Source organism: Fusobacterium sp. SYSU M8D902 (genome assembly GCF_040199715.1).
Taxonomy (GTDB): domain Bacteria; phylum Fusobacteriota; class Fusobacteriia; order Fusobacteriales; family Fusobacteriaceae; genus Fusobacterium_A.
The window spans coordinates 22,197-48,277 of the sequence record NZ_JBEFNA010000001.1 but is presented as its reverse complement, the minus strand read 5'-3'; the positions used below and the strand labels follow the sequence as shown (position 1 = coordinate 48,277).

29 protein-coding genes are annotated in these 26,081 nt (G+C 28.0%); 25 read left to right on the top strand and 4 right to left on the bottom strand.

The genetic code is table 11. The features are described 5' to 3' along the window. The first annotated feature begins 122 nt into the window (after nt 1-122). The 4 genes from aphA to ABNK64_RS00210 all read left to right on the top strand — a co-directional run bounded on the left by aphA (nt 123) and on the right by ABNK64_RS00210 (nt 3,114). Nucleotides 123-857 carry an acid phosphatase AphA gene (gene aphA / locus ABNK64_RS00225; protein ID WP_349763105.1) on the top strand — a complete coding sequence of 245 codons (735 nt, stop codon included), beginning with the start codon at nt 123-125 and terminating at the stop codon, nt 855-857. A gap of 105 nt (nt 858-962) precedes the next feature. Continuing rightward, nucleotides 963-1,433 (top strand): thermonuclease family protein, encoded by a 471-nt coding sequence (locus ABNK64_RS00220; protein ID WP_349763104.1) that lies wholly within the window; start codon nt 963-965, stop codon nt 1,431-1,433. 18 nt (nt 1,434-1,451) lie between these two features. Next, nucleotides 1,452-2,942: a carboxypeptidase M32 gene (locus tag ABNK64_RS00215; protein WP_349763103.1), complete on the top strand. Its 1,491-nt coding sequence runs from the start codon at nt 1,452-1,454 to the stop codon at nt 2,940-2,942. A gap of 19 nt (nt 2,943-2,961) precedes the next feature. Continuing rightward, entirely contained in the window at nt 2,962-3,114 is a 153-nt protein-coding gene (locus tag ABNK64_RS00210; protein WP_291255510.1) for a hypothetical protein, read from the top strand. A gap of 30 nt (nt 3,115-3,144) precedes the next feature. Here the strand turns inward: ABNK64_RS00210 and ABNK64_RS00205 are convergent, their stop codons facing one another. Continuing rightward, nucleotides 3,145-4,281 carry a replication initiation protein gene (locus ABNK64_RS00205; RefSeq protein WP_349763102.1) on the bottom strand — a complete coding sequence of 379 codons (1,137 nt, stop codon included), beginning with the start codon at nt 4,279-4,281 and terminating at the stop codon, nt 3,145-3,147. 202 nt (nt 4,282-4,483) lie between these two features. Here ABNK64_RS00205 and ABNK64_RS00200 point away from each other — a divergent pair, with 202 nt between their 5' ends. The 9 genes from ABNK64_RS00200 to ABNK64_RS00160 all read left to right on the top strand — a co-directional run bounded on the left by ABNK64_RS00200 (nt 4,484) and on the right by ABNK64_RS00160 (nt 12,981). Further along, nucleotides 4,484-4,801: a PTS sugar transporter subunit IIB gene (locus tag ABNK64_RS00200; RefSeq protein WP_291255521.1), complete on the top strand. Its 318-nt coding sequence runs from the start codon at nt 4,484-4,486 to the stop codon at nt 4,799-4,801. Continuing rightward, nucleotides 4,801-6,165 carry a PTS cellobiose transporter subunit IIC gene (gene celB / locus ABNK64_RS00195; protein WP_349763101.1) on the top strand — a complete coding sequence of 455 codons (1,365 nt, stop codon included), beginning with the start codon at nt 4,801-4,803 and terminating at the stop codon, nt 6,163-6,165. The genes ABNK64_RS00200 and celB overlap by 1 nt, the downstream gene beginning before the upstream one ends. A gap of 2 nt (nt 6,166-6,167) precedes the next feature. Continuing rightward, complete coding sequence (locus ABNK64_RS00190) at nt 6,168-6,650, top strand: GrdB-related putative oxidoreductase (RefSeq protein WP_300342786.1); 483 nt, start codon at nt 6,168-6,170, stop codon at nt 6,648-6,650. After that, nucleotides 6,640-7,938 carry a Sapep family Mn(2+)-dependent dipeptidase gene (locus ABNK64_RS00185; RefSeq protein WP_349763100.1) on the top strand — a complete coding sequence of 433 codons (1,299 nt, stop codon included), beginning with the start codon at nt 6,640-6,642 and terminating at the stop codon, nt 7,936-7,938. The genes ABNK64_RS00190 and ABNK64_RS00185 overlap by 11 nt, the downstream gene beginning before the upstream one ends. Before the next feature lie 195 nt (nt 7,939-8,133). Next, nucleotides 8,134-10,176 carry a PTS sugar transporter subunit IIA gene (locus tag ABNK64_RS00180; RefSeq protein WP_349763099.1) on the top strand — a complete coding sequence of 681 codons (2,043 nt, stop codon included), beginning with the start codon at nt 8,134-8,136 and terminating at the stop codon, nt 10,174-10,176. 23 nt (nt 10,177-10,199) lie between these two features. Further along, nucleotides 10,200-10,850, top strand: coding sequence for an L-fuculose-phosphate aldolase (locus ABNK64_RS00175; protein ID WP_349763098.1), 651 nt, complete (start codon nt 10,200-10,202; stop codon nt 10,848-10,850). An 18-nt stretch (nt 10,851-10,868) separates the two neighbouring features. Beyond that, nucleotides 10,869-11,306, top strand: coding sequence for a PTS sugar transporter subunit IIA (locus ABNK64_RS00170; RefSeq protein ID WP_349763097.1), 438 nt, complete (start codon nt 10,869-10,871; stop codon nt 11,304-11,306). 13 nt (nt 11,307-11,319) lie between these two features. Continuing rightward, the gene (locus ABNK64_RS00165) at nt 11,320-11,706 is read left to right on the top strand and encodes a PTS sugar transporter subunit IIB (RefSeq protein WP_291255528.1); all 387 of its coding nucleotides are present in this window, start codon (nt 11,320-11,322) and stop codon (nt 11,704-11,706) included. Between the two features lie 12 nt (nt 11,707-11,718). Next, nucleotides 11,719-12,981: a PTS galactitol transporter subunit IIC gene (locus tag ABNK64_RS00160; RefSeq protein ID WP_349763096.1), complete on the top strand. Its 1,263-nt coding sequence runs from the start codon at nt 11,719-11,721 to the stop codon at nt 12,979-12,981. 61 nt (nt 12,982-13,042) lie between these two features. On the opposite strand, the gene ABNK64_RS00155 is transcribed toward ABNK64_RS00160, so the two are convergent. Together ABNK64_RS00155 and ABNK64_RS00150 are read right to left on the bottom strand one after the other, a co-directional pair. Continuing rightward, a complete protein-coding gene (locus ABNK64_RS00155; protein ID WP_349763095.1) occupies nt 13,043-13,369 on the bottom strand; it encodes a hypothetical protein in 327 nt (108 codons plus the stop codon). A gap of 24 nt (nt 13,370-13,393) precedes the next feature. Then, nucleotides 13,394-13,756: a PAS domain-containing protein gene (locus tag ABNK64_RS00150; RefSeq protein WP_349763094.1), complete on the bottom strand. Its 363-nt coding sequence runs from the start codon at nt 13,754-13,756 to the stop codon at nt 13,394-13,396. A 282-nt stretch (nt 13,757-14,038) separates the two neighbouring features. Between ABNK64_RS00150 and secA the strand changes: the two genes are divergently transcribed. Beyond that, nucleotides 14,039-16,579 (top strand): preprotein translocase subunit SecA, encoded by a 2,541-nt coding sequence (gene secA, locus ABNK64_RS00145; RefSeq protein ID WP_349763093.1) that lies wholly within the window; start codon nt 14,039-14,041, stop codon nt 16,577-16,579. Here the strand turns inward: secA and ABNK64_RS00140 are convergent. Continuing rightward, on the bottom strand, nt 16,576-17,148 hold the full coding sequence (locus ABNK64_RS00140) for a hypothetical protein (protein ID WP_349763092.1): 573 nt from the start codon (nt 17,146-17,148) through the stop codon (nt 16,576-16,578). The two genes, secA and ABNK64_RS00140, sit on opposite strands and share 4 nt — an antisense overlap. Before the next feature lie 346 nt (nt 17,149-17,494). On the opposite strand from ABNK64_RS00140, the gene ABNK64_RS00135 reads away from it, so the two are divergent. The 11 genes from ABNK64_RS00135 to ABNK64_RS00085 all read left to right on the top strand — a co-directional run bounded on the left by ABNK64_RS00135 (nt 17,495) and on the right by ABNK64_RS00085 (nt 26,074). Then, on the top strand, nt 17,495-18,067 hold the full coding sequence (locus ABNK64_RS00135) for a cyclic nucleotide-binding domain-containing protein (protein ID WP_349763091.1): 573 nt from the start codon (nt 17,495-17,497) through the stop codon (nt 18,065-18,067). Between the two features lie 15 nt (nt 18,068-18,082). Beyond that, nucleotides 18,083-18,433, top strand: a complete 351-nt coding sequence (locus ABNK64_RS00130) for an Rrf2 family transcriptional regulator (RefSeq protein WP_349763090.1) — start codon at nt 18,083-18,085, stop codon at nt 18,431-18,433. 86 nt (nt 18,434-18,519) lie between these two features. Next, the gene (locus tag ABNK64_RS00125; RefSeq protein ID WP_349763089.1) at nt 18,520-19,242 is read left to right on the top strand and encodes a hypothetical protein; all 723 of its coding nucleotides are present in this window, start codon (nt 18,520-18,522) and stop codon (nt 19,240-19,242) included. 64 nt (nt 19,243-19,306) lie between these two features. Then, nucleotides 19,307-19,813: a hypothetical protein gene (locus ABNK64_RS00120; protein WP_349763088.1), complete on the top strand. Its 507-nt coding sequence runs from the start codon at nt 19,307-19,309 to the stop codon at nt 19,811-19,813. A gap of 99 nt (nt 19,814-19,912) precedes the next feature. Continuing rightward, nucleotides 19,913-22,549, top strand: a complete 2,637-nt coding sequence (locus ABNK64_RS00115) for an SHOCT domain-containing protein (protein WP_349763087.1) — start codon at nt 19,913-19,915, stop codon at nt 22,547-22,549. 24 nt (nt 22,550-22,573) lie between these two features. After that, entirely contained in the window at nt 22,574-23,110 is a 537-nt protein-coding gene (locus ABNK64_RS00110) for a hypothetical protein (RefSeq protein WP_349763086.1), read from the top strand. Between the two features lie 58 nt (nt 23,111-23,168). Further along, nucleotides 23,169-23,642: a hypothetical protein gene (locus tag ABNK64_RS00105; RefSeq protein WP_291255902.1), complete on the top strand. Its 474-nt coding sequence runs from the start codon at nt 23,169-23,171 to the stop codon at nt 23,640-23,642. Between the two features lie 23 nt (nt 23,643-23,665). Then, nucleotides 23,666-24,013 carry a LysM peptidoglycan-binding domain-containing protein gene (locus ABNK64_RS00100; protein WP_349763085.1) on the top strand — a complete coding sequence of 116 codons (348 nt, stop codon included), beginning with the start codon at nt 23,666-23,668 and terminating at the stop codon, nt 24,011-24,013. After that, nucleotides 24,013-24,432, top strand: coding sequence for a COG1470 family protein (locus tag ABNK64_RS00095; protein ID WP_349763084.1), 420 nt, complete (start codon nt 24,013-24,015; stop codon nt 24,430-24,432). Before ABNK64_RS00100 ends, ABNK64_RS00095 begins: the two co-directional genes overlap by 1 nt. A gap of 17 nt (nt 24,433-24,449) precedes the next feature. Beyond that, complete coding sequence (locus tag ABNK64_RS00090) at nt 24,450-25,703, top strand: WG repeat-containing protein (protein ID WP_349763083.1); 1,254 nt, start codon at nt 24,450-24,452, stop codon at nt 25,701-25,703. Next, entirely contained in the window at nt 25,700-26,074 is a 375-nt protein-coding gene (locus tag ABNK64_RS00085; protein ID WP_349763082.1) for a hypothetical protein, read from the top strand. Before ABNK64_RS00090 ends, ABNK64_RS00085 begins: the two co-directional genes overlap by 4 nt. Nucleotides 26,075-26,081 lie beyond the last annotated feature (7 nt).

Sequence of the window (26,081 nt, the reverse complement as noted above, 5' to 3'; positions counted from 1 at the left end):
AAAACTATATTTTTAAAATTAAAACATTTTTATTGCAAAAATTAAAAAATAATAGTATAATGCAAAAGTAATAAGAATTACTTATTTTAATAAAGGGATAAAAAAACAAGGAGGCAAAAATTATGAAACAATTTAAGTTATTGATAGCAGGATTAGTTTTAGTTAGTTCATTTACATATGCAAAAGGGCCAAAAGTACCGTATACACATGAAGGATTTTATACAAATGCTGCAACACAGGTAGCTGTTAATTTTGTATCTGTTAATGATATTAAAGAGAGTTTAAAAGATCTGCCACCTATGACAGTAACTTTTGATATAGATGATACAGTATTATTTTCAAGTGAATATTTTCACTATGGTTTTACATTTGGTAAAGAGTTAGGTTGGGGAGAAACTCCTGATGAAGTATTGCACAATCAGAAGTTTTGGGATTATGTTTCTGAACAGGAGGATAAACACTCTATTCCTAAAAAATCTGCAAAAGATATAATTAAGATGCATATGGAAAGAGGAGATAAAGTTGTATTTATAACTGGAAGAAATCCTCATTCAAATGAGAAAAATGGAATAGTAAATGGAACAGCAAAAGTATTACAAAAATATTTTAATCTACCAGCAACAACACCTATTTGGTATACTTCATCTACTCCAAGAGATGGATTTAAATATGATAAAACTTATTATATGAAAAAAGTTGGTTCTAAATTACACTATGGAGATTCTGATGAAGATATTTTAGCAGCAAAAGAAGCAGGAATAAGAGGAATAAGAGTTCAAAGATCATATTCTTCAACTAACCCACAAAATCTAAATGGAGGATATGGAGAGGAAGTAGTTATTAATTCTGCTTGGTAAAGATAAAATAATAAAAGATTAATTCTTATCTTAGAATAGGAATTAATCTTTTTTTTATGCCATATATTTTTGTATATGATATAATACATATGAAGGGAGTTGAGTATGAGAAAAATTTTAGTTATATTTTTTACACTGTTAATATCTATCTTTGCTTTTTCAATGAATGGCTATGTGGTAAAGGTATCAGATGGAGATAGTTTTGTTATGAGTAGCTATGGAAAGAGAGTAAGAGTTAGAATGTATGGGATAGATGCTCCAGAATTAAAGCAAAGCTATGGAGCAGAGAGTAAAAAATATTTAGAGAGTTTGATTTTACATAAAAAAGTAAAATTAAAAGTTTTGTATGAAGATAAGTATAAAAGAAAGGTTGCTAAAGTTTACTGCAATGGTAAGCAGATAAATTTAGTGATGCTAGAGACAGGAAATGCTTGGTTCTATAAATATCATGCAAGAAATGAAAAAGCTTATAGAAAAGCTTATGAAAAAGCAAAACAAGAGAAATTAGGTTTGTGGAAGCAGAGTAATCCTCAAAATCCAAGAGAGTTTAGATTGAAAAATCCAAGAAATAACTAATAGTTTAGAGGTGATAGAATGGAAGAAAAATTACTACTATTTAGAGAGAAAATTAAAGAGAAAAAGATAATAGAGGGAGCTTTAGAGGTACTTCAATGGGATTTGGAGACTAATACACCCAAAAAAGGAATGGATTATATAGCAGAGATAATAGGAAATCTAAGTATGAAAGAGTATGAGATTACAACATCTAAAGAGTTCCAAGAGTGTGTAGAGTTTTTAAAAGAGAATAGTGAAAAACTAAATGAGATAGAGAGAAAAGAGATTGAGGAATTAAGTGAAACAATAGAGAAAATGAAAAAAATTCCTCCTAAAGAGTATCAAGAGTATTCAGAGTTAGTTGCTAAAACTCAAGGAGTATGGGAAGAGGCTAAGAGTGAAAATAACTATGGAAAATATAAAGAGAATTTGGAAAAAATCTTTGATTATACAATAAAATTTGCTAATTACCATAAGAAAGATGAGAAAAATCTATATGATGTTCTTTTAAATGACTATGAAAAAGGAATGACTACTGAGAAATTAGATGAGTTTTTTACATTGTTAAAGAGTGAGATAGTTCCTCTACTGGAAAAAATTCAAGAAAAAGAGAGAAAGAATAAGAAACTTTTAGAAAAAGTAGATGTAAATAAGCAAAGAGAGTTCAATAGATTTATTAGTAAATATATTGGTTTTGATTTTGAAAGAGGAGTAATGGCAGAGAGTGAACATCCATTTACTATGAATATAAATAAAAATGATGTGAGATTTACAACTAAATATATAGAGGATAATCCTATATCAGCAATATTTAGTACTATACATGAATCTGGACACGGTATCTATGAGCAACAGATTGGAGATGAGTTGCAGGGAACTATTTTAGCAAGTGGTGGTTCTATGGGAATACATGAATCACAATCAAGATTTTATGAGAATATTATCGGTAGAGATATTCATTTTTGGAAAGGGTTATATAAGAGAATGAGAGAGGAATACTCATTTTTAGAGAGAATATCATTAGAGGAGTTTTATGAGGAGATAAATTCAGTAGAGAGTTCTCTTATAAGGGTAGATGCAGATGAACTAACTTATTCATTACATATTATGGTGAGATATGAGATTGAAAAAGGAATTATATCTGGAGAGATAAATGTTGAGAATCTACCACAGATTTGGAATGAAAAGATGAAAGAGTATTTAGGAGTGGCACCAGAAACTGATAGCGATGGAGTAATGCAAGATGTACACTGGGCAGCAGGACTTATTGGATATTTTCCCTCTTATGCACTAGGAAGTGCTTATTCAGCTCAGATATATAACACTATGAAAAAAGAGTTAAATGTAGATGAAATCTTAGAAACTGGAGAGCTTTATAAGATAAGAGAGTGGTTAGGAGAGAAGATACATAGATTTGGAAAATTGAAAAGCACTGTAGAGATAATTAAGGATGTCACAGGGGAAGAGTTAAATCCAAGATATTATATAGAGTATTTAAAAGAGAAATATGGTAAAATATATAATATCTAAATAGGAAAAGAGGTTAAAAATGGAGATATCGAGCAACATAATGCTATATATAATACTTGGTATAGCAACACTTTATATTCTGTACAAAAGTACAAGTATGATATTTAAGATAGGATTTATTCTATGTGTCACAGGATATTTGTATTATCAATATACTCAAGGATTGTTATAAAAAGAGGGTTACCCCTCTTTTTATAATATCTTAATTAAGATGTTGTTTTACCAAGAAAGTTGATGGTCCCTCTTTTTTATAATCTAAGTAGATACTATAATTTTTTTCATGATATTGCAAAACTTTATCTTTTGTTAGAAAAAATATTTTTGATAGAAATTGAATTGAGAAAATTTCAAAATTAATAATTATGTTTCTGTTGTGTAGCTCTTTTATCATTTTTAAAACAGAGCTATGTAGTTCAAAAAGTGAGGTAAAAGTTTCACTTCTTTTAAATAGTACAATCTCTTTTTTATAGTTATCTAAAGTTAAAAGTTTTAAAAGATAACTTTCAAAATTTTTAGGATTTATTTTTATAGCATAGTTTATTCTCTCTTCTATATACTGTTTTCCTTCAATATCAAGTATTTTTTTCATCTCATTATAGACATGATCAAAATTTTCAATTCTATCTTTGATTATATTTAATAAATAGTTTATAATCTTGTTGTTTTCGTAATTGAATGTACAAATAAATTTTAATTTTAAAATTTTGGAGTTTTTATGATCAGAAGCTCTGACCTTTTCATAGACGATTTTTAGTGTTGAATTACTATTGATATCCTCAATAATAGGAAGAAGAACATTCTTTTCGAAATCATAAAATCTAGTATAATTTTTATCGTTTAAATTGAATAGTGTTTTTAAAGTTTCAATATCGAAAATATATTCATTTTGTTTATCAAGAATAAATTTTTGATAAAGTAAGTGTGTGTATCTCTCTTTAAATTCAAGCAGATAATTTAAATTTAACTTGTTAAAAAAAGAGTTTTCGTTAAAAGAGCTATAGAACTCTTGAGAAAAATTTATACAGATAATATTTTTGTCAATATGGAATGAAGATATTATGGATATATATGTAATTGGTTTGTCATCATAAGAGATGATAATATTTTTCTCTTTTAATTTTAAAAGATCGTAAAAAATATTTTTTTCCAACTCCTCATAGTCAGAGTATATTTTTTTCTCTAAAAAAATCTCTTTACTGATTTCAGAGTAACGATTATAATTATTATTTTTAAAAATAAGGAGAATAGCTTTGTCCTTTTTTGTTAAAAATTTATTAAAATTTATTTGAAAATTAGATAAATTCTTTTTAGTAAGATGTTGTATAAAAGAATTTTGCAATTTTTGAGTACCTCCTAAAAAAAAATACACACGAAAAAGATAAAAAAAGACTCTCGTTATATGTAAATAATATCATATTTTCATTGAAATATCAATTAAAATCAACGAAAATGAAATAAAAATGTCTGTTTTGACAGAAAATGAAATGTAATATATATTATAGGTACAAAAATATATGATATATGAAGTTGGAGGAGTATTTATGAAGAAAAAAGTTTATTTATTTTGTTATGCAGGAATGTCAACTAGCTTATTAGTTGCAAAAATGAATAAAGTAGTGGAGAAATTTAATTTACCAATTGAGATAGAGGCTCATTCATATGCACAGGCTCATACAATAATACCAGAACAAAAACCTGATTGCATAGTACTAGGACCACAAGTAAAGTTTATGTTTGAAGATATGAAAGAGAAGTATGCACCAACTCCAGTAATGGTAGTAGATACAGCTGATTATGGGGCTATGAACGGAGAAAAAGTATTAAAAGAGATAATCAGAGTATTAAAAGGGGGTAAATAATGAATAAATTAATGGGAAATTTGGAAAAAGTTTTAATGCCGTTGGCTGAAAAAATCGGAAGAGATAAGTATCTAATATCTATTAGAGATGGATTCTTAGTTTCTTCACCACTATTAATAGTAGGATCTCTATTCCTTCTAGTTGCTAACTTTCCAATACCAGGTTGGAATGAGTTTTGGGCAAGATTCTTTGGAGAGGGATGGGCAGATAAATTATCACATCCAGTATCAGCGACATTTGATGTAATGACAATATTAGCAGTTATAGGAATAGGATATAGTTATGGACGTCAAGAGGAGGTAAATGGAATAAACTCTGCAGCAATAGCTCTAGTATCATTCTTTATCTTAACACCATTTGTTATATCTTTCGTTCCTCAAGGATCTTCAATCACTTATTCTGTAAGTGGTATACCATTAGGTTGGATGGGATCAAAAGGTGTTTTCGTTGGTATGTTTACAGCTATATTATCAGTAAAACTATTTGCTAAGATAATAAAGAAAGGAATAATTATAAGAATGCCTGAGGGAGTTCCACCTACAGTAGCAAAATCTTTTGAGGCTTTAATCCCTTCAGCTATAGTTATGATAGTTGTATTTATAATAAAAACTCTATTTGAAATGACAGAATTTAATGATATTCATACATTTATTTACAAGTTTTTACAGTTACCATTGGTGTCTATAGGAGCAACTTTACCAGCTTGTGTTATTTCATATATATTCTTACACCTATTCTGGTTCTTTGGAATAAATGGTTCAAGTGTAGTTGGAGCTGTATATAACCCAATATTAAGAGTTTTATCTATTGAGAACCTAGAGGCTTTCAAAACAGGAGCACCTCTACCTAATATAATAACAGGGCAATTCCAAGATATGTTTGCAACATTTGGAGGAGCTGGAAGTACATTATCATTGATAGTAGCAATGTTATTTGTATGTAAAAGTAAGAGAATAAGAAATTTAGGAAGTTTATCATTATTACCAGGAATATTTGGAATTAATGAACCAATTATCTATGGATTACCAATGATGTTAAACCCATTGATGTTAATTCCATTTATAATAGTTCCTACATTCAATATTATCGTAGCTTACTATGCTATGTTCTTTGGATTGGTACCATATACAAATGGTGTTCAATTACCTTGGACAACACCAATTATCTTCTCTGGATTCTTAACAACAGGAATAAGAGGAGCAATTTTACAAGGAATACTATTCGTAATTGGAGTTTTAATATATATTCCATTTATCAAAATTATGGATAAACAATATTTAATGGAAGAAAATAAAGAAGAGGAGAAGGAAGAAGAGGACGATATCTCTTTTGAAGATGTTTCTTTTGATGATTTAGAGGTGTAACTATGACAAAGATAATGTTAGTATTAAATCAAACACAAGCTGGACAAGGTGGAGAGGAGAACTCTTCTCTACCTCTAGCTGGAAAAAAGGGAGCTTTAGGGCCTGGAGTTATGATGGAACCATATCTAAAGGAGTTTGATGCTAAGATAATAGCAACAATATTCTGTGGTGATAAGAATTTTTTAGAGAATGAACTAGAAAATAGTAAGAAAATAGCAGCTATGGCAAAAAAACTTGAAGCTGATGTCATTGTTTGTGGACCAGCATTTAACTATGAAAGATTTGGAGAGATGTGTGGTTATTTAGTAAGATTCTTAAGAGAAAATACTAATATACCTTGTGTGGGAGCTATGAGTGAAGATAATCCAGCATATGAAAAATATAGTGGATTAGATCTAGTAAAAACTCCTAAAAAAGGTGGAATAGGCTTAAATGATGCTTTGAAAAATATAGTTAAGAAAGCTGTTGAGTGCTGTGAAAAATAAAATTGAAAATTTGCTAAATAATTTAAAACCTGAGATAGAGAGAGATTTTTCAGATTTAATCTCAATTAGAAGTTTAAAAGGAGAAAAGGAAGAGGGTTATCCTTTTGGAAGAGAGATAGGGAAAGTCTTAGAAACAGGATTAAATATAGGAGAAAAACTAGGATTTAAAACAAGAAATTTAGATGGTTATGCTGGAATATTGGAGATGGGAGAATCTGATGACTATATAGGAATTTTTGGACATTTAGATGTAGTTCCAGAGGGTACAGGTTGGAAGACTCCACCATATACTTTGACAAAAGATAGCGGGAAATTCTACGCTAGAGGTGTATTAGATAATAAAGGACCAATATTAGCTTGTATCTATGGTGTAAAAATCTTAAGAGAGTTGGGAATAAATTTTAATAGAAAAGTTAGAATAGTTTTGGGAACAGATGAAGAGAGTGGAATGAGTGACATGAACTACTATCTTTCTAAGGAGAAGCCCCCAGTTATGGGATTTACTCCTGATTGTAAATTTCCAGTAGTCTATGGAGAGAATGGGGTATTGAGAATAAAACTTACTTATCCTCTACTTGAGGGAAAAAGTTATAGATTAGAGAGAATAGAGGGAGAGTATTCAAAAGCTTTTATTCCAGATTATACAAAAATCTGTTATCAAATTGGTGAAAAAGTTGGTGAGGGGAAAAAAGCTCCTTCAAATAATCCATACTTAGGAAGCAACTCACTAATTAATGCTATCTCCTCAATTTCAGATGAGATATTGGAAAAATTAGATGCTGGATCTGCTTTTAAAGAGATATTGGAGCTATTTTCAGATGTTTATGGAGAGAGATTGGGAATAAAGTATAAGAATCCTGAGACAGGAGAGGTCTTAGTGAGCTTATATGAGATTAAGAAAAATGAGGAAAAACTAGAGGTATATTTAAGTGTAAGATACCCTGTTAATTGTAGTGAAAAAACTATAGTTGAAGAGATTGAAAAAAGAGTTAGTGGTAAGTTTGAAATTGAATTTTCAATGCCAAGTGTAGTTAAGGATAGAGAGGGTGAAATGGTTAGAAAGATGTCTGAAGCATATTTAGAAATAACTAACCTAGATAGCACCCCAGTTACTACTACAGGTGGAACTTATGCTAGAAAAGTACCTAACATAGTAGCTTTTGGACCATCTTTTCCAAATGAAAAAGGAATTGCCCACAATAGAGATGAATATATAGAGGTGGAGCATTTTTATAAATTAATAAAAATATATGCTTTGGCAATTTATAAGTTACTAGAGATAGAGTAATAAAAAAGACTGAGGAGTTTGAGATTCTTCAGTCTTTTTTTGTTTTGTAGATGTTTATAAAACAAAAAGTATTAAAATAATATTAAAAGTTGTTTTTTTCACAAAATAATGAAGAAAAAAGACCTTTTAAAAAAAAGTAAAATATATTAATATAATACTATAAAGGAATAAAAGTTTTGAGGAGGAGAAAAAGAGTTGTATTATGATAGTTTAACTTTGAAATTATTGAGATACATTAATAAGAGCATTGAAGAAGTAGCAGAAGAATTGAAAATATCAGAGAGAACTATAAGATATAGAATAAAAGATTTAAATGAAAATTTTTCTTCTCAAAAAAATTTCATTTATATAGAGAAAAAGATTATAAAATTTAAGGGAGAAATTTCATTTTTAGAGAAAATTTTAGAACAAGAAGAGTATGTCTTTGGTTCCAATGAAAGAATAGAGATAATACTACTATTACTATTATTTAATTCAGAAGGTTATAAAGCAGAAAAAATTATAACTATTTTAAATATAAGTAGAAGCACATTAAAACAAGATTTAAAAATATTAAGAAATGAATTAAAAGAAAAGAACATAGAGATCATATCTAAGGCTAACAAAGGACTGATTATAGTTGGAGAAGAGCTGGAAATTAGAAAATTAATTTTAGAGAAATTGAGAAATTATTTTGTAGTAAAAAATGAAAAAATAGAGTTATTGAAAGATTTGGATTTATTAAAAAGAAAAATTATAGAGGATTTTTTAGAGAAGGATCTAATTGAGAGAGTAGCAGTATTTTTTAAAAAAATAAAAATAGATTTAAAAAAGAAAATTTCTGATGAAGCTTTTCAAATTATTTTTATATATTTATTAATAACATTGAAGAGATTAAGAGGGGAATTGCGTCTTGAGAAATGTCAAAATTCTCAATTTATAAAAAGTACAGAAGATTATAAGGTGATTCAAAATAATATTGCTCTTTTAGAAGAGAAAAATATCAAAATAAATAGTGAAGAGATTATAAAAATAACAGAGTTTATTTTGGGAGCACACACCTACAATTTTCAGTATTCATTTTATGAGAATTGGATTTTAATAGAGAGATTTATTGATAATTTAATAGGAAAGATGAGCAAAGAGATAGAAATAAATTTGAATGAAGATAAAGTTTTGAGAGAAGGTTTAATAAATCATATAGTTCCAACTATATATAGATTGAAAAACAATCTTGTTTTACAAGAATCCATAGCAGAAGAGATAAGATATGAATATCCTAACTATTATATGAATATAAAAAAATTTGTGAAAGAGATTGAAAATTATATAGGGAAAAGTTTTTCAGATAATGAAATAGCTTTTTTAGTAGTACATTTTATTTTGGCTTTAAAAAGAAAAGAGGAAAAAATAAGGAATCATAAAAGAGTTGTTATTGTTTGTGGTTTGGGATATGGAACATCTAATTTATTAAAGCAAGAAATAGAGGAACTATTTGATATAGAGGTTGTAGATATAGTACCACTAAATAATATTAACAATATAACAGAGTTAGATGTTGATTATGTGTTGTCAACAATGGAGATAAAAGATGAAAAAATAAGTATTCCAATAATAAGAGTAAATGCTTTTTTAAAAAAAGAAGATATTATAAAATTATTAAGTTATGGAATAAAAAATAAAAAGATAGAAATAGAAGTTGAAGAGATATTAGAAGTGATAGAAAACTATATTGATATTAAAGATAGAGGGACAATAAAGAAAAAATTGTTAGAATATTCATCTGAAAAAGAGAAGATAAACTCTTTAGTTTCAAAATCATTATTAGAATTATTACCATTAAAAAATATAAGATTAGATGTGAAAGTTGATTCTTGGCAAGAAGCTATTGAAGAAGCTGGAGAGATATTATTAAAAAATAGTTACATAGATAAAGAGTATATAGAAGAGATGAAAAATAAAATTGTAGATTTGGGAACATATATGTTGATAGATGAGAAAGTTTTATTACCTCATGGAGATATGGAGAGAAATGTTTTCAAAACAGGATTATCATATGTACAATTAGCAGAAGATATTATTTTTCCAGGAGGATTACCTGTCAAACATATATTTGCTTTATGTACTATGAATTCAGAAGAACACATAAAAGGACTTTTGGAATTAAAGCAACTTTTAGAAGAAAAAAAATTAAGAATAGAGTTAGAAAAATGTTTAGATAAAAAAGAAGTGTTAAAAATAATAGAGAAAAATCTTTAAAATAATTGAAGGGGTGATAAAAAATGATACTACAATTAGAAAGAGAAAAAGTAGTAAAATACTTAAACTTACTTGTACAAAAAGGGTTGACTAAGGGAACAGGAGGAAATATCTCTATTTATAACAGAGAGAAAAATTTAGTGGCTATATCTCCAAGTAGTGTTCCATATGACATTTTAACACCATATGATATTATGGTAGTTGATTTAGAAGGAAAGGTTATCGATGGAAATCCAGACTATAAACCATCTTCAGAAACAGAGATGCATTTAAGTGCTTATAGAGAAAGAAAAGATTTTGGAGCATTTATTCATACTCATGCAATGAATTGTACAGCGATAGCATGTTTAAGAGAACCATTAAGAGCAGTGGATTATATGATAGCAATAACAGGGACTAATGAAGTTAAATGTGCTGAATATGCTACTTTTGGAACACCTGAATTAGCTAAAAATGCAACTGAAGCAATTAGAGGAGCTAAAGCTTGTTTGTTAGCAAATCACGGAGTTAATGTTGGAGCAGAAGATATAGAAAATGCTTTTGCAATAACTGAATATGTAGAATTTTGTGCTGAATTGTATGTTAAAGCAAAATCAATTGGAGAGCCAGTAATTTTACCTAAAGATGAAATAGATAGACACATAGAGAAATTTGGATCATATTGTAAACTATAAAATAGAGAGTGAAGAGGAATGTTTGAAGAGAAGTATATATTTAGAATTGATAAGAAGATGACAAGAGATGAAGTATTGGAAAAAGTAGGAAATGAATTTTTAAAAGATGGGATTGTAAACGAAAAATTTATAGCTGCTATAAAAAAGAGAGAAAATGAATATCCTACTGGATTGATATTAGAAGGTGGAACAAAGACTGCTATCTCTCATTCAGATGATGAATATGTATTAAAAGATAAGATAGCTATTGTTTTAAGTAAAGAACCAGTAGTATTTAAAAGTATTGATGATTTAGATAAAGAAGTTGAATGTAATGTTTTCTTTGTAATGGCACTTACTAAAGAAAATAAAAATGATATTTTAGTAGTACTAATGGACTTATTTGAACAGTATGAAGAAAAATTGAAAAATTTTATAAATATGAGTAATCAAGAGATATTAGAGTTTCTAATGTAGAATGGAGGAGAAAATGGGGTTATTTAGCAAATTGTTTAAAAATAATGAGGGAGAGAAGGTAGAGAAAAAAGATGTTGTAGTTGAAGAGGTAAATACAACAGATAATAAAAAATATAGAGCGATCATAGCTTGTGGAAGTGGAGTTGCTACTTCAACTATGGCAAGAAAGAAAATAGAAAAAGGATTTGAAGAAAGAGGATTAAAAGTTGAGATAACTCAATGTAAAATAGGAGAATTAGAAAATTTAGCTAAAGTACAAAAGCCAAACTTTGTAATACATACTGTAGTTTTACCACAAGGATTAACATTTGATTGTCCTGTATTTTCAGGAGTACCTTTTTTAACAGGAGTAGGATTAACAAAAGCACTAGATGAAATTATAGATAGTATAAAAAAATAGGGGTGGAATTTTATGGGAATAATAAAAGCTTTATTGGATATGGGAGCTGTAGTTGTACTTCCAATTATAATATTTTTAATAGGAGTATTTTTTAGATTAAGGGTAAAAGATGCGTTTAAATCAGGTTTGACAATAGGAATAGGATTTGTTGGAGTAAATTTAGTAATAGGAATGTTGGTTGGAAATTTAGGAACAGCTACACAAAAAATGTCAGAAAGATTTAATCTTAATTTGACAACAATGGATGTAGGATGGCCAGTAGAATCAGCTATTTCATTTGCAACACCATTAGTAATTTGGGTTTTCATACTAGCATTAGTAATAAATTTAATTATGTTGACAATGAACTGGACAAATGTAATGAACGTTGATTTATGGAATTTCTGGCACTTTATTTTTACAGGAGCCTTAGTATATTATACAACACATTCTATGGTATTAGCTTTAATAGCAACAGCAATTTCAATAGTGATAATCATAAAATTAGCTGACTGGGCAGCACCAATAATAAGTAAATACTTTGGAATGGAAGGTGTTACTTTTGCTCATATGGAGTCAATAAACTGGTTACCTATAGGATATGGAATTAATAAATTAATAGATATGATTCCAGGAATAAATAAAATTGATATCAGAATGAACTCTGGAGAAAATAAAAATACAAATTCATTGATGTCAATTTTTGGAGATCCAGCTATAATGGGATTAATTTTAGGAGCTATAATTGGAGCTTTAGCAGGATATGGATGGAAAGAAGTATTGATGTTAGCAATGAATTTAGCTGCTGTAATGTTTCTAATGCCAAGAATGGTAAAAATATTGATGGAAGGATTAATTCCATTATCAGAAGCTGCTCAAGAGTTTATGAATGCTAGATTTCCTGGAAGAAAAGTATATATAGGACTTGATGGAGCAATAGCTATTGGAGATCCAGGAATAATGTCAGTAGGAGTAATTATGGTACCTATATCACTATTATTAGCAGTGATTTTACCAGGAAATACAATGTTACCTTTTGCAGATTTAGGAATAATACCTATATTATTAACTTGGGCAATAATTCCTTCTAAAGGAAATCTATTCAGAGCATTGGTATCTTCAATAATAGTAATGAGCTTGATACTTTTAATAGGTTCAGCTATGGCACCATTACTAACAACAATAGCAAAAGAGGTTGGATTTGCAATACCTGAAGGTGTAGGAAGTGTATCTTCATTGGATGCTGGTTCACATGTATTATCATATGTAATTTGGAAGATCTTTTCATTATTTTAGATAATAAAGTAATAAAAAAGACTGAGGAGTTTGAGATTCTTCAGTCTTTTTTTGTGTGAGATTAAAAGTTGTCTTTGAGTTTAGAATAAAGCTGGTAAATTTTTTTATTATTAAGTTTGATAAGTTTTTTCATCTGATATATGCTGATATCTCCACACTCGTTCTCCAATTTTCTATATTCAAATTGGATTCTATTTAATTTTGATTCTAGCACATTTAATGTAGAAATATTTGAGTGGAATCTATCTGTATCATATTTTAAAATCTTTTTAAACTTTGTTTCAAAGAGATAGAATTTTCTATCTAATTTTTTAAATTTACCAATGATTAGGTTTAGTTTATAATTTTCTCTCTCTAGTTTTTTTATTTCAGTTTTGATCTTATACATTTTGATAATATCCTTATTTTAGATTTAATTCTCTTTTGCTAAACAGAGAATTCCATTTTTATTGTGACCTAAGTTAATTTTTAATTTTAGAACATTGAATTTTTTACCAAAAGTAGTCTCTTCAATTATTATAAAATTATCTTCAAAAGCCTTACAATCACTGAGATAACAGTTCTCTAGAGTAGTTTTGTCCTGTATAAAGTTTTTATCACACTTCCCAATTATAGTATTTTGGTCTAGAGAGAAAATCTCACAAAATCTATTATTAACATAGACATATTTAAAATCAGAATCCTTTATAAAAACGATATCCTTTTCTAAATTTATATCTAAGATTTCATTTAAAACATCTAGTAATATTTTTTTAAAATTTGTATTACTTAGCATAGTGACTCCTTTTCATTACAAACTGTAATATCAATCTAATTAAAATTAACTACCAAAATAAATAGTTGTATAAATTTTCAATTATTTTCTATTATTTTGATGCCACAAATTATATCATGTTTATTAAATTTATTTGTCTTTTTTTGGACAGAATTAATAAAAAATTCAAAAAATAATGAAGTATTTTTTTTAGTATAAATCCTAAAATAGAAAAATAAAAGATAAAATTGTGATAACATATTTAACAATATTAGTATATTATCAATGAAAGGGCAAAATAGTATGTTAAATATAGTAAAGAAAATTATTGGTACGAAAAATGATAGAGAGATTAAGAGATTAAAAAAAATAGTTAATAAAATAAATCTATTGGAAGAGAAGTTTATAAAATTAACAGATGATGAATTAAAATATAAAACTATAGAGTTTAAGGAGAGATTAAAAAAAGGGGAAACTCTAGAGGAAATATTGATTGAGGCTTTTTCTGTAGTTAGAGAGGCAGCTAAAAGAACTATAGGAATGAGACACTATGATGTTCAATTATTGGGTGGGATAGTACTCTTTGAAGGAAAGATATCAGAGATGAAAACTGGAGAAGGAAAGACACTGGTAGCTACTTGCCCCATGTATTTAAATGCATTGGAGGGAAGTGGAGTTCATATTATAACAGTAAATGATTACCTAGCTGTTAGAGATAGAGAGATAATGAAACCTCTTTTTGATTTTTTGGGAGTGACAACAGGAGTAATATTAAATAATAGTAGTCCTGAGGAGAGAAAAGTAGCTTATGATGCAGATATAACCTATGGAACTACAGCACAATTTGGTTTTGATTACTTGAGAGATAATATGGTGCAAAATAGAGAGGAGAAGGTACAACGTGGATTTAGTAGTTGTATTATAGATGAGATTGACTCAGTATTGATAGATGAAGCAAGAACACCATTAATAATATCTGGAGCAAATAATGATAAAGTAAACTTGTATATACTCTTCCGTCAAGTAGCAGATATATTGGAAAGAAGTTATGAAACAGAGAAATTACAACAGATAGATGATTTGAATGAAAGAGGAAAAAAACTTAATGATATTCCAGAGGAATTGAGGAAAGATTATGAAGTTAATGAAAAAGATAAGAATGTTATCTTAACAGAGAAGGGAATAAAAAAAGTTGAAAGTTTACTTCAAATTGAAAATCTTTATTCAACAGAGAGTGTAGAGTTAACTCATTACTTAAAACAGGCTCTATATGCAAAGGAACTATATAGAAAAGATAAAGAATACATAGTGAAGGATAATAAAATTGCTATAATTGATACGTTTACAGGAAGAATAATGGATGGACGTCACTTTGGAGATGGGCTACATCAAGCTATTGAAGCAAAAGAGGAGTTAGAAATAACAGGAGAAAGTGAAACAATAGCAAGTATAACTATTCAAAACTATTTTAAGATGTATAAAAAATTATCTGGAATGACAGGGACAGGAGAGACTGAAATTGCTGAATTTGTAAATACATATAATCTGAATTTAGTAATTATTCCAACAAATAAACCAGTTCAAAGAAAAGATCATGCAGATATACTGTATAGAACTCATGAAGAGAAACTGAATGGGATTGTAAACAAGATAAAGGCGATACATAAAAAGGGTCAACCTATTCTTGTGGGAACATCATCTATACAAAAATCTGAAGAATTATCACAGTTACTTAAAGAAAATGAGATAGAACACAGTGTATTAAATGCTAAATACCACAATGAAGAAGCTGATATAATTGCACAAGCTGGAAGATTTGGAGCTGTGACAATAGCAACAAATATGGCTGGAAGAGGAACTGATATACTTTTAGGTGGAAATCCAGAAAAATTAGCGATGAAAAATTCTTTAGAACAGGGAGAAGAGGAGTATCAGAAAAGTTATGAAAAATATAAGAAGATTTGTGAAGTTGAGAAAGATCAAGTAAAAAAATCTGGTGGATTATTTATTTTAGGAACAGAAAGACATGAATCAAGAAGAATAGATAATCAGTTAATAGGTAGGGCTGGTAGACAGGGAGATGTTGGAGAATCTCAATTTTTTCTATCATTTGAAGATGAGATAATGGGAGTATTTGGATCAGAATATTTTAGAAAATTGGTTGATAAATTTAACTTTAAACCTAATGAGGAGATTTTACATCCAACTATAACAAAAACAATTGAAAAAATTCAGCAAAGTATAGAGAATAGAAACTTTACAGCTAGAAAAAGATTGTTTGAATATGATGAGATTATAAATATGCAAAGAAAATCTATCTATGAAAATAGGGATAAAATCTTGAGTAGTGATACTCTTAAAAGTTCAGTATTGAATATGTTGAGAGAGGTTACAGAGAAGATAGTAAGAAAAAATATAGTGAAAGATATAGATGATAGATTAGATATAGAGAATCTAGTTGAGTATTTTAATCAAAGATTTCAGCATAGTATTGAAGACTTGGAAGAGTATAGATCTATGAATATAGATGAGTGTGTAGAGAGAATATATCTAGATTTAGAGAAAAAATATTTTGAAAAAGAGAGCTTTTTTGGTGTAGGTGTGATGCCACAACTTGAAAAATACTGTCTGTTAACAATGTTAGATAAAAATTGGAGAAACCATATTAAAGAGCTAGATGATCTGAAATCTAGTATACATTTAAGGAGTTATGCTCAAAAAAATCCTGTGATTGAATATAAAATTGCAGCAGGAGAGATATTTCAAGAGATGATTAGCAATTTTAAAGAGGAAGCTATCTATATGATATTTGGAGCAACTTTAAAAGTTAAAGAGGAAAATTAGGCACAAAATCCTTTGAGGTATGTATCTATCTTATTTGAATTTAGATAAATTATCTTATTTTTTTCAGTTATAAAGTTTTCTTTTTTTAAGGTTGAGTAAGTAGCATAGAAAAGACTTCTACTTACATTAAAATTTTCGGGATTGATCTCATCTTTTGAAATTGTTTTACTAGCATCAGCATAAAGTTTTAATACAGACATTATATACCCCTTGGTATTGAAAAGATGTTGAAAGTACTTGATATATGTATTTCTAATTAATTGTATAATTATTTTTTCTGCAGGGGTATTTTTTAGTGTTTCAAAAAAGTCAGTATCAATTTCCTCAAGAATAGTGTTATTTTCTAATGCTTCTATTTCAACCTCAAACTCTGGAACAAAATATAAGTCTGTAGGTAGAAATGAGAAGAAATTACCAATAAATTCACCAGCTTTTATACAATTTTCATTGGATATTATCTTTCCATTTTCCAGAATGTATCTAGAGATAATTTTTCCATGTTTAAGTAGAAAAAATTTTTGATCTAAGAAATAGAGTTGTTTTTTATTAAGAGTAATTTGTTTCTTCATAGTTGACTCCTTTTTATAAAATTGAAAACTGAATATTAATATAATACATATATTTAAAAAAAATAAGGTTCTTTTATGAAGAAGTTGTAAAGAGTATGAAAACAAAAAGAAAAAATGGAAGAAATAATATATAATTTTATTTATTTTTCCTTTCTAAATATCTGTAAATCAATATTTATCAAAAAGAAATAAATTTATTTTTCAATAAAAAGCCAATAAAATCAAAGGTTAAAAAAATATTAAAGTAAAATTGTCCATTTTTGGATTTTTTTTAAATAAATTTATATTATATTAGTTTATAAAAATATTATTTTAATATTTTAATTTTATGGAGGGGACTTTTTAAGTGAAAAGTAAAATAATTTTGGATCAATACGAGAGGCATTACTTGGATGGAAAGTTTTTTATAGTAAAAAAGGGAAAATTAGTTTCAAGAGATATATTAGATAGTGGAAAAATAATAACAAATGAGAATCATCTTAAAGAGGGGGATCTGATAGGAAACTTTTTTGAGTTTTTACCAGATAATAACATAATACTTCCAGAGATAGATATAGAGGTTGAAGCTCTAGAAGATGGCACGATATTAGAGGAGTTTGAATTTTCAGCAGATGATATTTTTCAGAATATCTATTTTGAAAAGATGTTAATGCAGTTGATAAAAAAAAGTATGATTAAATTCTTTTATCAAGTTTATGACACAAAAGGATATATTATGGCTATTTTAAAACTTTATGCTAATGATGAGAAGACAATATCAAAAAAGGATATAAATTATGAGAATTTCAACATAAGTAGAAGTCAATTTTATCTTATCTATTCAAAATTGAAAAAAGAGAAATTTATCATAGAAAAAGAGAAGAAAATAATATTGAATATAGAGAAAATAGATGAATATCTTTCATCAAATTATGATTAATCATAAGGAGGTATGATGTTTTCAAAAAAATTAGAGTACGGGTACGTTATTTTAAAACTTTTGAAAAATACTAATGAAATTAATAAAATTTCGGGAAAAGATATAATACAAGAGGGAAATATCCCTCCTAATATGGGATTGAGTATATTGAGTGAACTATCAAGAGGAGGACTTATAAAATCCTTGAAAGGAAAGAATGGAGGATTTTATCGTGAGAAGTCTAGAGAGATAACTCTATTTGAGTTATTCCAAGTGTTAGAAAATCAGGGAAAGCAGATGAAACCATTTTTTAATGAGGAGTTTAGAAATGATGTAGTCTATATAGGAGCTATGGTAATGCAGGAGATGGCAAATATAAAAATATAAAAATATTAAATAAATCCTATTTAGGAAAAAATAAAAAAAAAATTATGATAATATGTCTTTGTAAGGCGAAAGAATGGAGTGAAAAAATGAAAAAATTAACAATGTGTTTTTTACTAGCAAGCTTAAATGTATTTGCTTTCAGAATTGATGGAATCACCTTTGATCAATCTCTAGACAAGAGTGGATATAAAGAGTATAAAGTCTATAACGACTCACTTACAAAATCTAGATATAAGGTTAAGATAAGTAATGGTTCTAACGAGAAAGTAAACATGAGTAGTATAGTAAAGGTTTATCCGCAAATCTTAACTGTGGAACCACATTCTTATGCAATATTAAAACTTTTTGGTGATGCACCAAAGGAACTTGAAGCAAGAGAGTATGATTTCAATCTAGAGTTTGCACCAGTTGTAATTCCAACAATTAAAAAGAATGGAGATAAAAAAACTGTAGCAGGGACAAGTTCAATAAAGTTAGCACCTTCACTGGCTATGAGTGGTTATGGTGGAACAATAGACTGGGCTAAGTCTTTAAAAGTAAAATCTTTAGATCTGAAAAAATCTAGTGATGGAAAGGGACTAGAAGGTGATATCGTAGTGGAGAATAACGCTCATTCAGGATTATCTTTGGGAATAAAGATGTATGATGAGTATAAAAACAAGCTAGATTCCTATGCAATAGGAAGAATACCTAAACAATCTACAAAAAGTATAAAGATAAAAATAAACAATTTTGAAGATCCTAAGGAGATTAAGAAGATAGTATTCTATACATCAGACTTAGGAGATTTAGGAGAAGTTGATATCTAGTATATCTAGTTAATCATAAATAAAAAAGATAATAAATAAAAATAAAAAATCAGGAGGAAACAAAATGAAAAAATTATTATTAGGATCAATGTTAGTATTAGGAGCAACATCTTTTGGAGCAATACTAGAGGATTTAGAAAATACTGGGAAAAAACCAGCAGCACTTAATATTAGAGTAACAGGTAATGTAGTGGATTCGACAACATATTCATTAATAGTAAAGCCTTTAGATTCAACAAATTCACTAGACACAATGCAATTTAATTTTGATGGATTAGTTATTGGAAAAGCAACCACAGCAGAAGGGAGATATTCAGCAGGAGTTTACAAAGATAATGAATTGATAAAAGAAGATTATAAAATAGCAGCTTCTTTAAAAAGAAATGGAGTAGATGCTGTTGGAACTCCAACTAAATTAAAAGAAGCATATTTAGACTATTCTTTAGATGAGCCACAAGCAGTAGGAAGAGAGTACATAGGTAGAGTAAATGTAAAAGCTACAGGTAAGGCTAAAGGAAGTTTTGTGGATAATGGAGTAAACTTAGAAGTACTTGTAAAAAAAGCAAACTAAAAAAGTAAAAAACGACACGCTTAGCGTGTTGTTTTTACTAATTTATCTTAAGGAGTAGGATAAATCAGTAAAAACAACAATGGAGGAACAGATGATAGAATGAAAAAGAAGATATTATTCTTATTTCTACTTGGGATGTTTTCTAAGGTTTTTTCAGCAGAGTATACTTTAGAAGAGTTAGATGCACTTTATAATGATAAAGTAATTACCCAAGAGGAGTATAGTATCCTAAAAAAAGAGATTCTAGGGAGTAATGAGCTAGAGAGTGGATACTACAATTTAAAGATAAATGGAAAACAGGTAACAAATATCTATTCAGTGGCTACAAAGGGAGAGAGAGCATATCTAAATCTAGAGGAGTTTTTAACCCTATTAAACCTCAATAACTATGAGAAGAAAGATAGTGTTTACAAAATCTATTTAGGAAACAGTTTGGAAGAGGTAGTTATAGATACTAAAAAAAATAGAGTTTCAAAAAATGGTAAAAATATACCATTGAAAGAAAATTGGTACTCAATGGAGAAAGGTAATTTATACTTAGAGAAAGATGTTTTCCAAGAGCTATTTTTATCATACTGTACAGTAGATAATTCTACTCTTCAAGTGAGCATGTATGTAAACTTTGCAACTCCAGAGGAGATAAGTAGTATCTTAGATGTAACAGCTGACAAATTAAAGAATGTAGATGTACAACCAGATATAGTATATAGAGGAAAGAGGAGTCTATTTGATCTGGGATATACAAGGGTACAATTAGGTCAGAGTTTTGTAAAAAATGAGCATGAAAAAGGGTATAAATCCAATTGGGATGGATCTTTAGAGTATCAAGGTGGATTGCTATATGGAGAGTTCTTTGCAGGTTATGATCTAAAAGAGAAAGAACTTAGAGATTTAAAGTTAGAGTATGAAAATATATGGAATGATCATACATTTGTAATCAATAATAGAGGAAATGGATCAAAGAGAGAATGGGGAGTAGCATTCTATAAAGATAAAGGATTTACAACAGATGGTAGTAAGATTACTATAAAAGAGAGTGTGCCTATAGGAAGTAGGGCAGAGTTAATCTACATGGGAACACCTATAGCTATTGAAGATGAAGTCAATGGAAGTGTTGAGTTTACCAACGATATGATTGTAGGAGATAGAACATATCAATTAAAAATCTATACTCCAGATGGAAAGATAACTTTAAAAGAGATAAAGACAGTAGAAGATTACAATAGACAGAATAGACATGAGATCAAATATGATTTTAGTATAGATGAGAATAAAGATAAGAAAAGATATGCAACAAAGGGAAATGTATTCTACGGTATTACAGATAACTTCACATTAGGTGGAGGATACACAAGAGATATAGTGGATACAGAGAATGGATATAAATATTTTGATAGTAACTCTCTTGAAGTGATATATGGAGAGGTTTACAATGGATACTCATATACATTGAGAACATCAGGAGAAAAGACATGGAACTCATTTGATGAGTATTCAAAAAAATTAGATGATCGTTACAAATATGAGGTAATGGGAGATCTTAGAGTAGGAAAATATAAATATAAATTATCACAAGAGAATTATGGAAAATATTATGATGAAAAGAGAAGAAATAACTTTGAATTTCAATATGATGTTTTTGACAATACTCGTTTAACATATGATATTGAAGATATGAAAAGATATGATAAAACGAAAGAGAGAAGTGAAAAATTAGGATTCAGCCATGATTTTACATTCAAGAAGGTACTATTGGGATCAAGTGCAAAGTTTGATCTAAAAGATAGTAATAAAAATGAGTATAGTGTAAATGCTTACTATAATGGTTGGCAGAGTATGACTGCTCGTTTAGAGAACAAATGGGAAAATTCAGGAAAAGATTATGAAACAACTTTGAATTTCTACAATAATAACTTTAGAGGATTATTTGATGTTTCTGTGGAGCTTGGATACTCAAATATAAGAAAAGAGAGTGTAACATTTAAAGTGAGTCTAGATATAGATAACTGGTTAACATTCGATAGTAATATAAGTAAAAATGGAAGTAAAGAGTTTAGAGTAGGAGTAGATAGAGTAATTGATCTAAAAAATCCTAAAGTTCGTATAGATAGTATGGACGTTTCAAGAGTAAATGTAATTACATTCATTGATAATAATAACAACAATATCTTAGATTCAGATGAGATAACAATTGATGGTGTAGAGGTTACAATAGGAAATCAGAAATTGATAACAAATAAAAAAGGAAGAGGAACATTCTACAACATTTCAAATGGACTTCTTCACGACTTAAAACCAAAAATAAAGAAACCGTCATTTGCATTGGGAGATAATAAGATAAAAGTATTAAGTAATGTATCTTCTACAGTAGATGCATATATTCCTGTCAAACCAATGATCAATCTTCATGGAGTGATTGAATTAGATAAGATACTGAAATTAAATGAACAGGAAAAAGAGGATTTCTATTCAGAAATACTGATTGAGATTAAAGATGAAAAAGGAAAGACAATTGAATTAGTATCTCCAGATAATACAGGAACTTTTGATGTAAGTGGATTATTCCCAGATTCATATAATATAGAAGTTTCATATGTGGGAACTAAGTACAATATAGAATCTTTGGCTAAAGAGATGAAATTAGATTATAAATACAATGAGTTTGTATTGGGATTTGAACATAAGATCACATTTAATGTAACAAATCAGAGTATAAAACTAACAGAGCATATATAGTAGAAAGGAGAAAATGAGAAGAAAATGAATAGAATATTTATAATAGCTTTCTTAATAATCAACGGAATTTGTTCTTGGGCTCAAGAATCAGTTTCTCCAGAGTTAAATATTCCGCCATTAACAATTGAAGGAACATACCCTATGATTCCTCTTCTTCCTGCTATTCCTACAAAAGGAGAAAATAGAGAAAATGATGAAGTTAGAAAGCTAGAAAAAACCTATACTGTAATGTTGGAATCAAGAGTTAATGTGTTCGTTCCATTAGAAGTTATATCAGATATAAATATTGATGCAGTTCTTGTTGGAGATCAAATTGCAGAGATTCCATTTGAAATAGAATTAAATAGAAAACCTGAGAAAAAAGATTATTACTCAATAAAATATAGTGAAAATATATTAGATATTGATAATGATGGACAAATGGATACATATATATATTCTCCTCAGTATATAAACGAAAAAATTTCAAAGGATAATACTGTAAAAATTTATGGTGAAAAAATAAGTAAGGAAGGAACTCATAAGAAAAAAGTATACGTAACAGTTGAAGTTGGAAATTAGAAAGAGGAGAGGGAAACTCTCTCCTTTTTTTATAATAATAGAATGTATGGAGGAAAAAATGAAGAAAATAATAGTTTTTGGTTTATTTATCTTGGGGACACTTTCTTATGGTGAAATAAAAATCAAAATTCATGAGCCAATCAGATTTAAAAATGTAAATACTAGAGCCGTTGGTGATTTGATTGTAGGTGAGGGAAGTTTAGAGATCGCCACAGATAAACTAGAGGAAGATTTTAATAAAAAACTTATTTTAAAATTTCCAGAGACAGGATTGATGACAAATAAGAAAAGATGGTTAAAAATAGAAAAATATATGATGGAGAACAGTGAAAAAGAGTTTAAAATTACTCAAAAGAAGAAGATAGTGAAAATATATGCACTTTTAAGAAGAAAAACTTTAAATGATAAGATGATAGATGCTGAACTATTAGAGGGAGAGTATGTAGGAAGAGTACCTATAATTATAGAGCAGTATGGTAAACCAATTGAAGATATGAGTAATTTGGAAACAGAGAGTAAAAATCAATTATAAGATAAATTAGAAGGAATTTTGACTTGAAAGGAGAGTTTGTTTTTATCATTAAAAACAATAAAATTGAGATGTTAAAAAAAATAGTGATAGGAATTTCAATAATGACAACTTTGGTATTTGCTGGTGAAAATTTGAAGTTTGATATAGAAAATAAGAGTGGAATTATAAAGATTTTAGTAAAAAAAGATAAAAAGAGTATTAAAGAGATTGAAAAATCAGTAGTAGAGTATAAAGTTAAAAGTGGAGATACTCTTAGTAAGCTAGCTAAAAAATATAAAACTGCAGTAAGAAAAATAGCTTTTGACAATAATATAAAAAATATTAATTTAATTCAAGTAGGTCAAAAAATTATAATTATAAAGGATAACTAATGAAAAAGATAATGTATATTTTAATTCTTTTATTGATGAGTATAAATGCTTTAGGATACATAAATATATATCCTAGTAAGTTTGAAAAGAGTATAAAAGAGGAAACGTATGAGGAGTTCACACTATATAATAGAACTCAAAGAGATATAAAATATAGAGTGTACCTTGAGGATATTGAGGGTAAAAAATCAATGACAGATTGGATAAAGATATATCCAAAGAGTATATCATTAAAACCTTTAGAGGAAAAAACAATAAAGCTTTCAGTAAAAGCTCCAACTGGAACTCCAGCAGGAGAGTATAATTCAAACTTGGTTATAAAAGAGATAGAGAGTGTAAAAAAGACTAGAGATGAAGATGAAAGCAGAGTGAAAGTAATGACAATGTTAAAGTTAAAACTGAAAGGATATATAGATTAGTAGTAAGGAGGATAGAGATGAAGAGAAAAACTCTTATAATATTAATATTTAGTATATTAGTTATATTATTAGGGTGTTGGAGTTTTAATGTTTATAAAGATAAACAAAAAGAGATTAAAGTAATTAAAATAAAGAAAGAGAAATTGGATAAAAAATATGAAAATATATCCTTTGTATCTATAAACGAAGAGTATATTATTTTTTCAGATGAAGAGAGATCATATTGCTATAATTTGAAAGATAGAGAGTTAAAAAAATTAGATTATTTGATAGTTAGTGAGGTAGAAAATAACTATATCATACAAGAAAATAGCAAATATGGAGTGGTGAATAAAGAATTTAAAGTGATATTTAAACCAATTTATGATTCAATAACAGCTTCTGGATTAAAAGATGTCATAATTGGAAAGAGAGGTAAACTTTCTTACTTGATATCTTTGGAGAAAAGAGAGATTTTAAAACAGTATGAAGAGATATACCCAATGGATGAAGATAGAAATATACATATAATTGACAACTCTTTACATGGATATTTAAATGAGAAATTGGAAGAGGTAATATCTGGAAATTATATATTTTTATTTTCCTTTAAAAATAAACTTGTAATAGCATACAATGGAAAGAAATATGGAGTTATTAATAAAAATAATGAAATTGTAGTTCCTTTTATCTATGATGAGATATATCTTCATAAGAATGGGAATATTTTAGTAAAGGATTCACAGGGATATACAGATTTCAAAGAGAAAAAATCACTTTTAGTTGATACAATCTACCCTTCTTTGAGTGATTATCTAATCTACGAAAAAGATAATCGTTTTGGAATATTAGATTTAGAGACATTTGAAATAAGTAATACTACATATGAGGAATTAAGTCCTAGAGTTGATGGAAATTACATAATAGTTGCTGAAAATGAGAGATACGGAATAGCAAGTGTAAAGGATTTTGAGAAAAAGGTAACACTAAAATATGACTATATTTCTCCTATAACAAAGGATGTTTTTGTAGGTGGGACATTAGAAAAAGGATTGAATGCTCTTATTATTCCTGAGATAAAGGAAACAGCAGAGATATATGATAAAGTACAGTATTGTAATAACTACTATTTGGGATATAGAGAAAATGAGAATGTAGATGTAATAAATCAAAAAGGAGATACTATTTTAACAGTAAAAAAATCAGAATTACTATATATTAATGAGGATATAATTTTATTGAATAAAGAGAGTAATATAGAGATAATTTTAAAGGAGGAGATCAATAAATGAGAGTATTGAAATTTATATTTTTCTTTATAATATCTATTGTTTCTTTTGCTTTTGAGATAGATTCTATAGATTTTAGTAAGGAAGTAATTGCTGGAAAAACAGAAACGAAGGTATTTACTATAAATAATAAAAGTGAAAATACATATGGTTATAAATTAGATATATATGGAGATAAAAATGTATCAGTTTCACCAAAAACTCTATATATAGCCCCTAATACTGAAAAAACATTTACAATTACAGTAAATGGAAATAAGAAAAAAGGGGATCATATATATCAGTTACTGATAGATCAAAAAATGTTAACAGAAACTAAAAAAGTGAAAACAAATATGATGTTTAGAATAAAACAGAAGTATACAGTTATTTAGCGAGGAG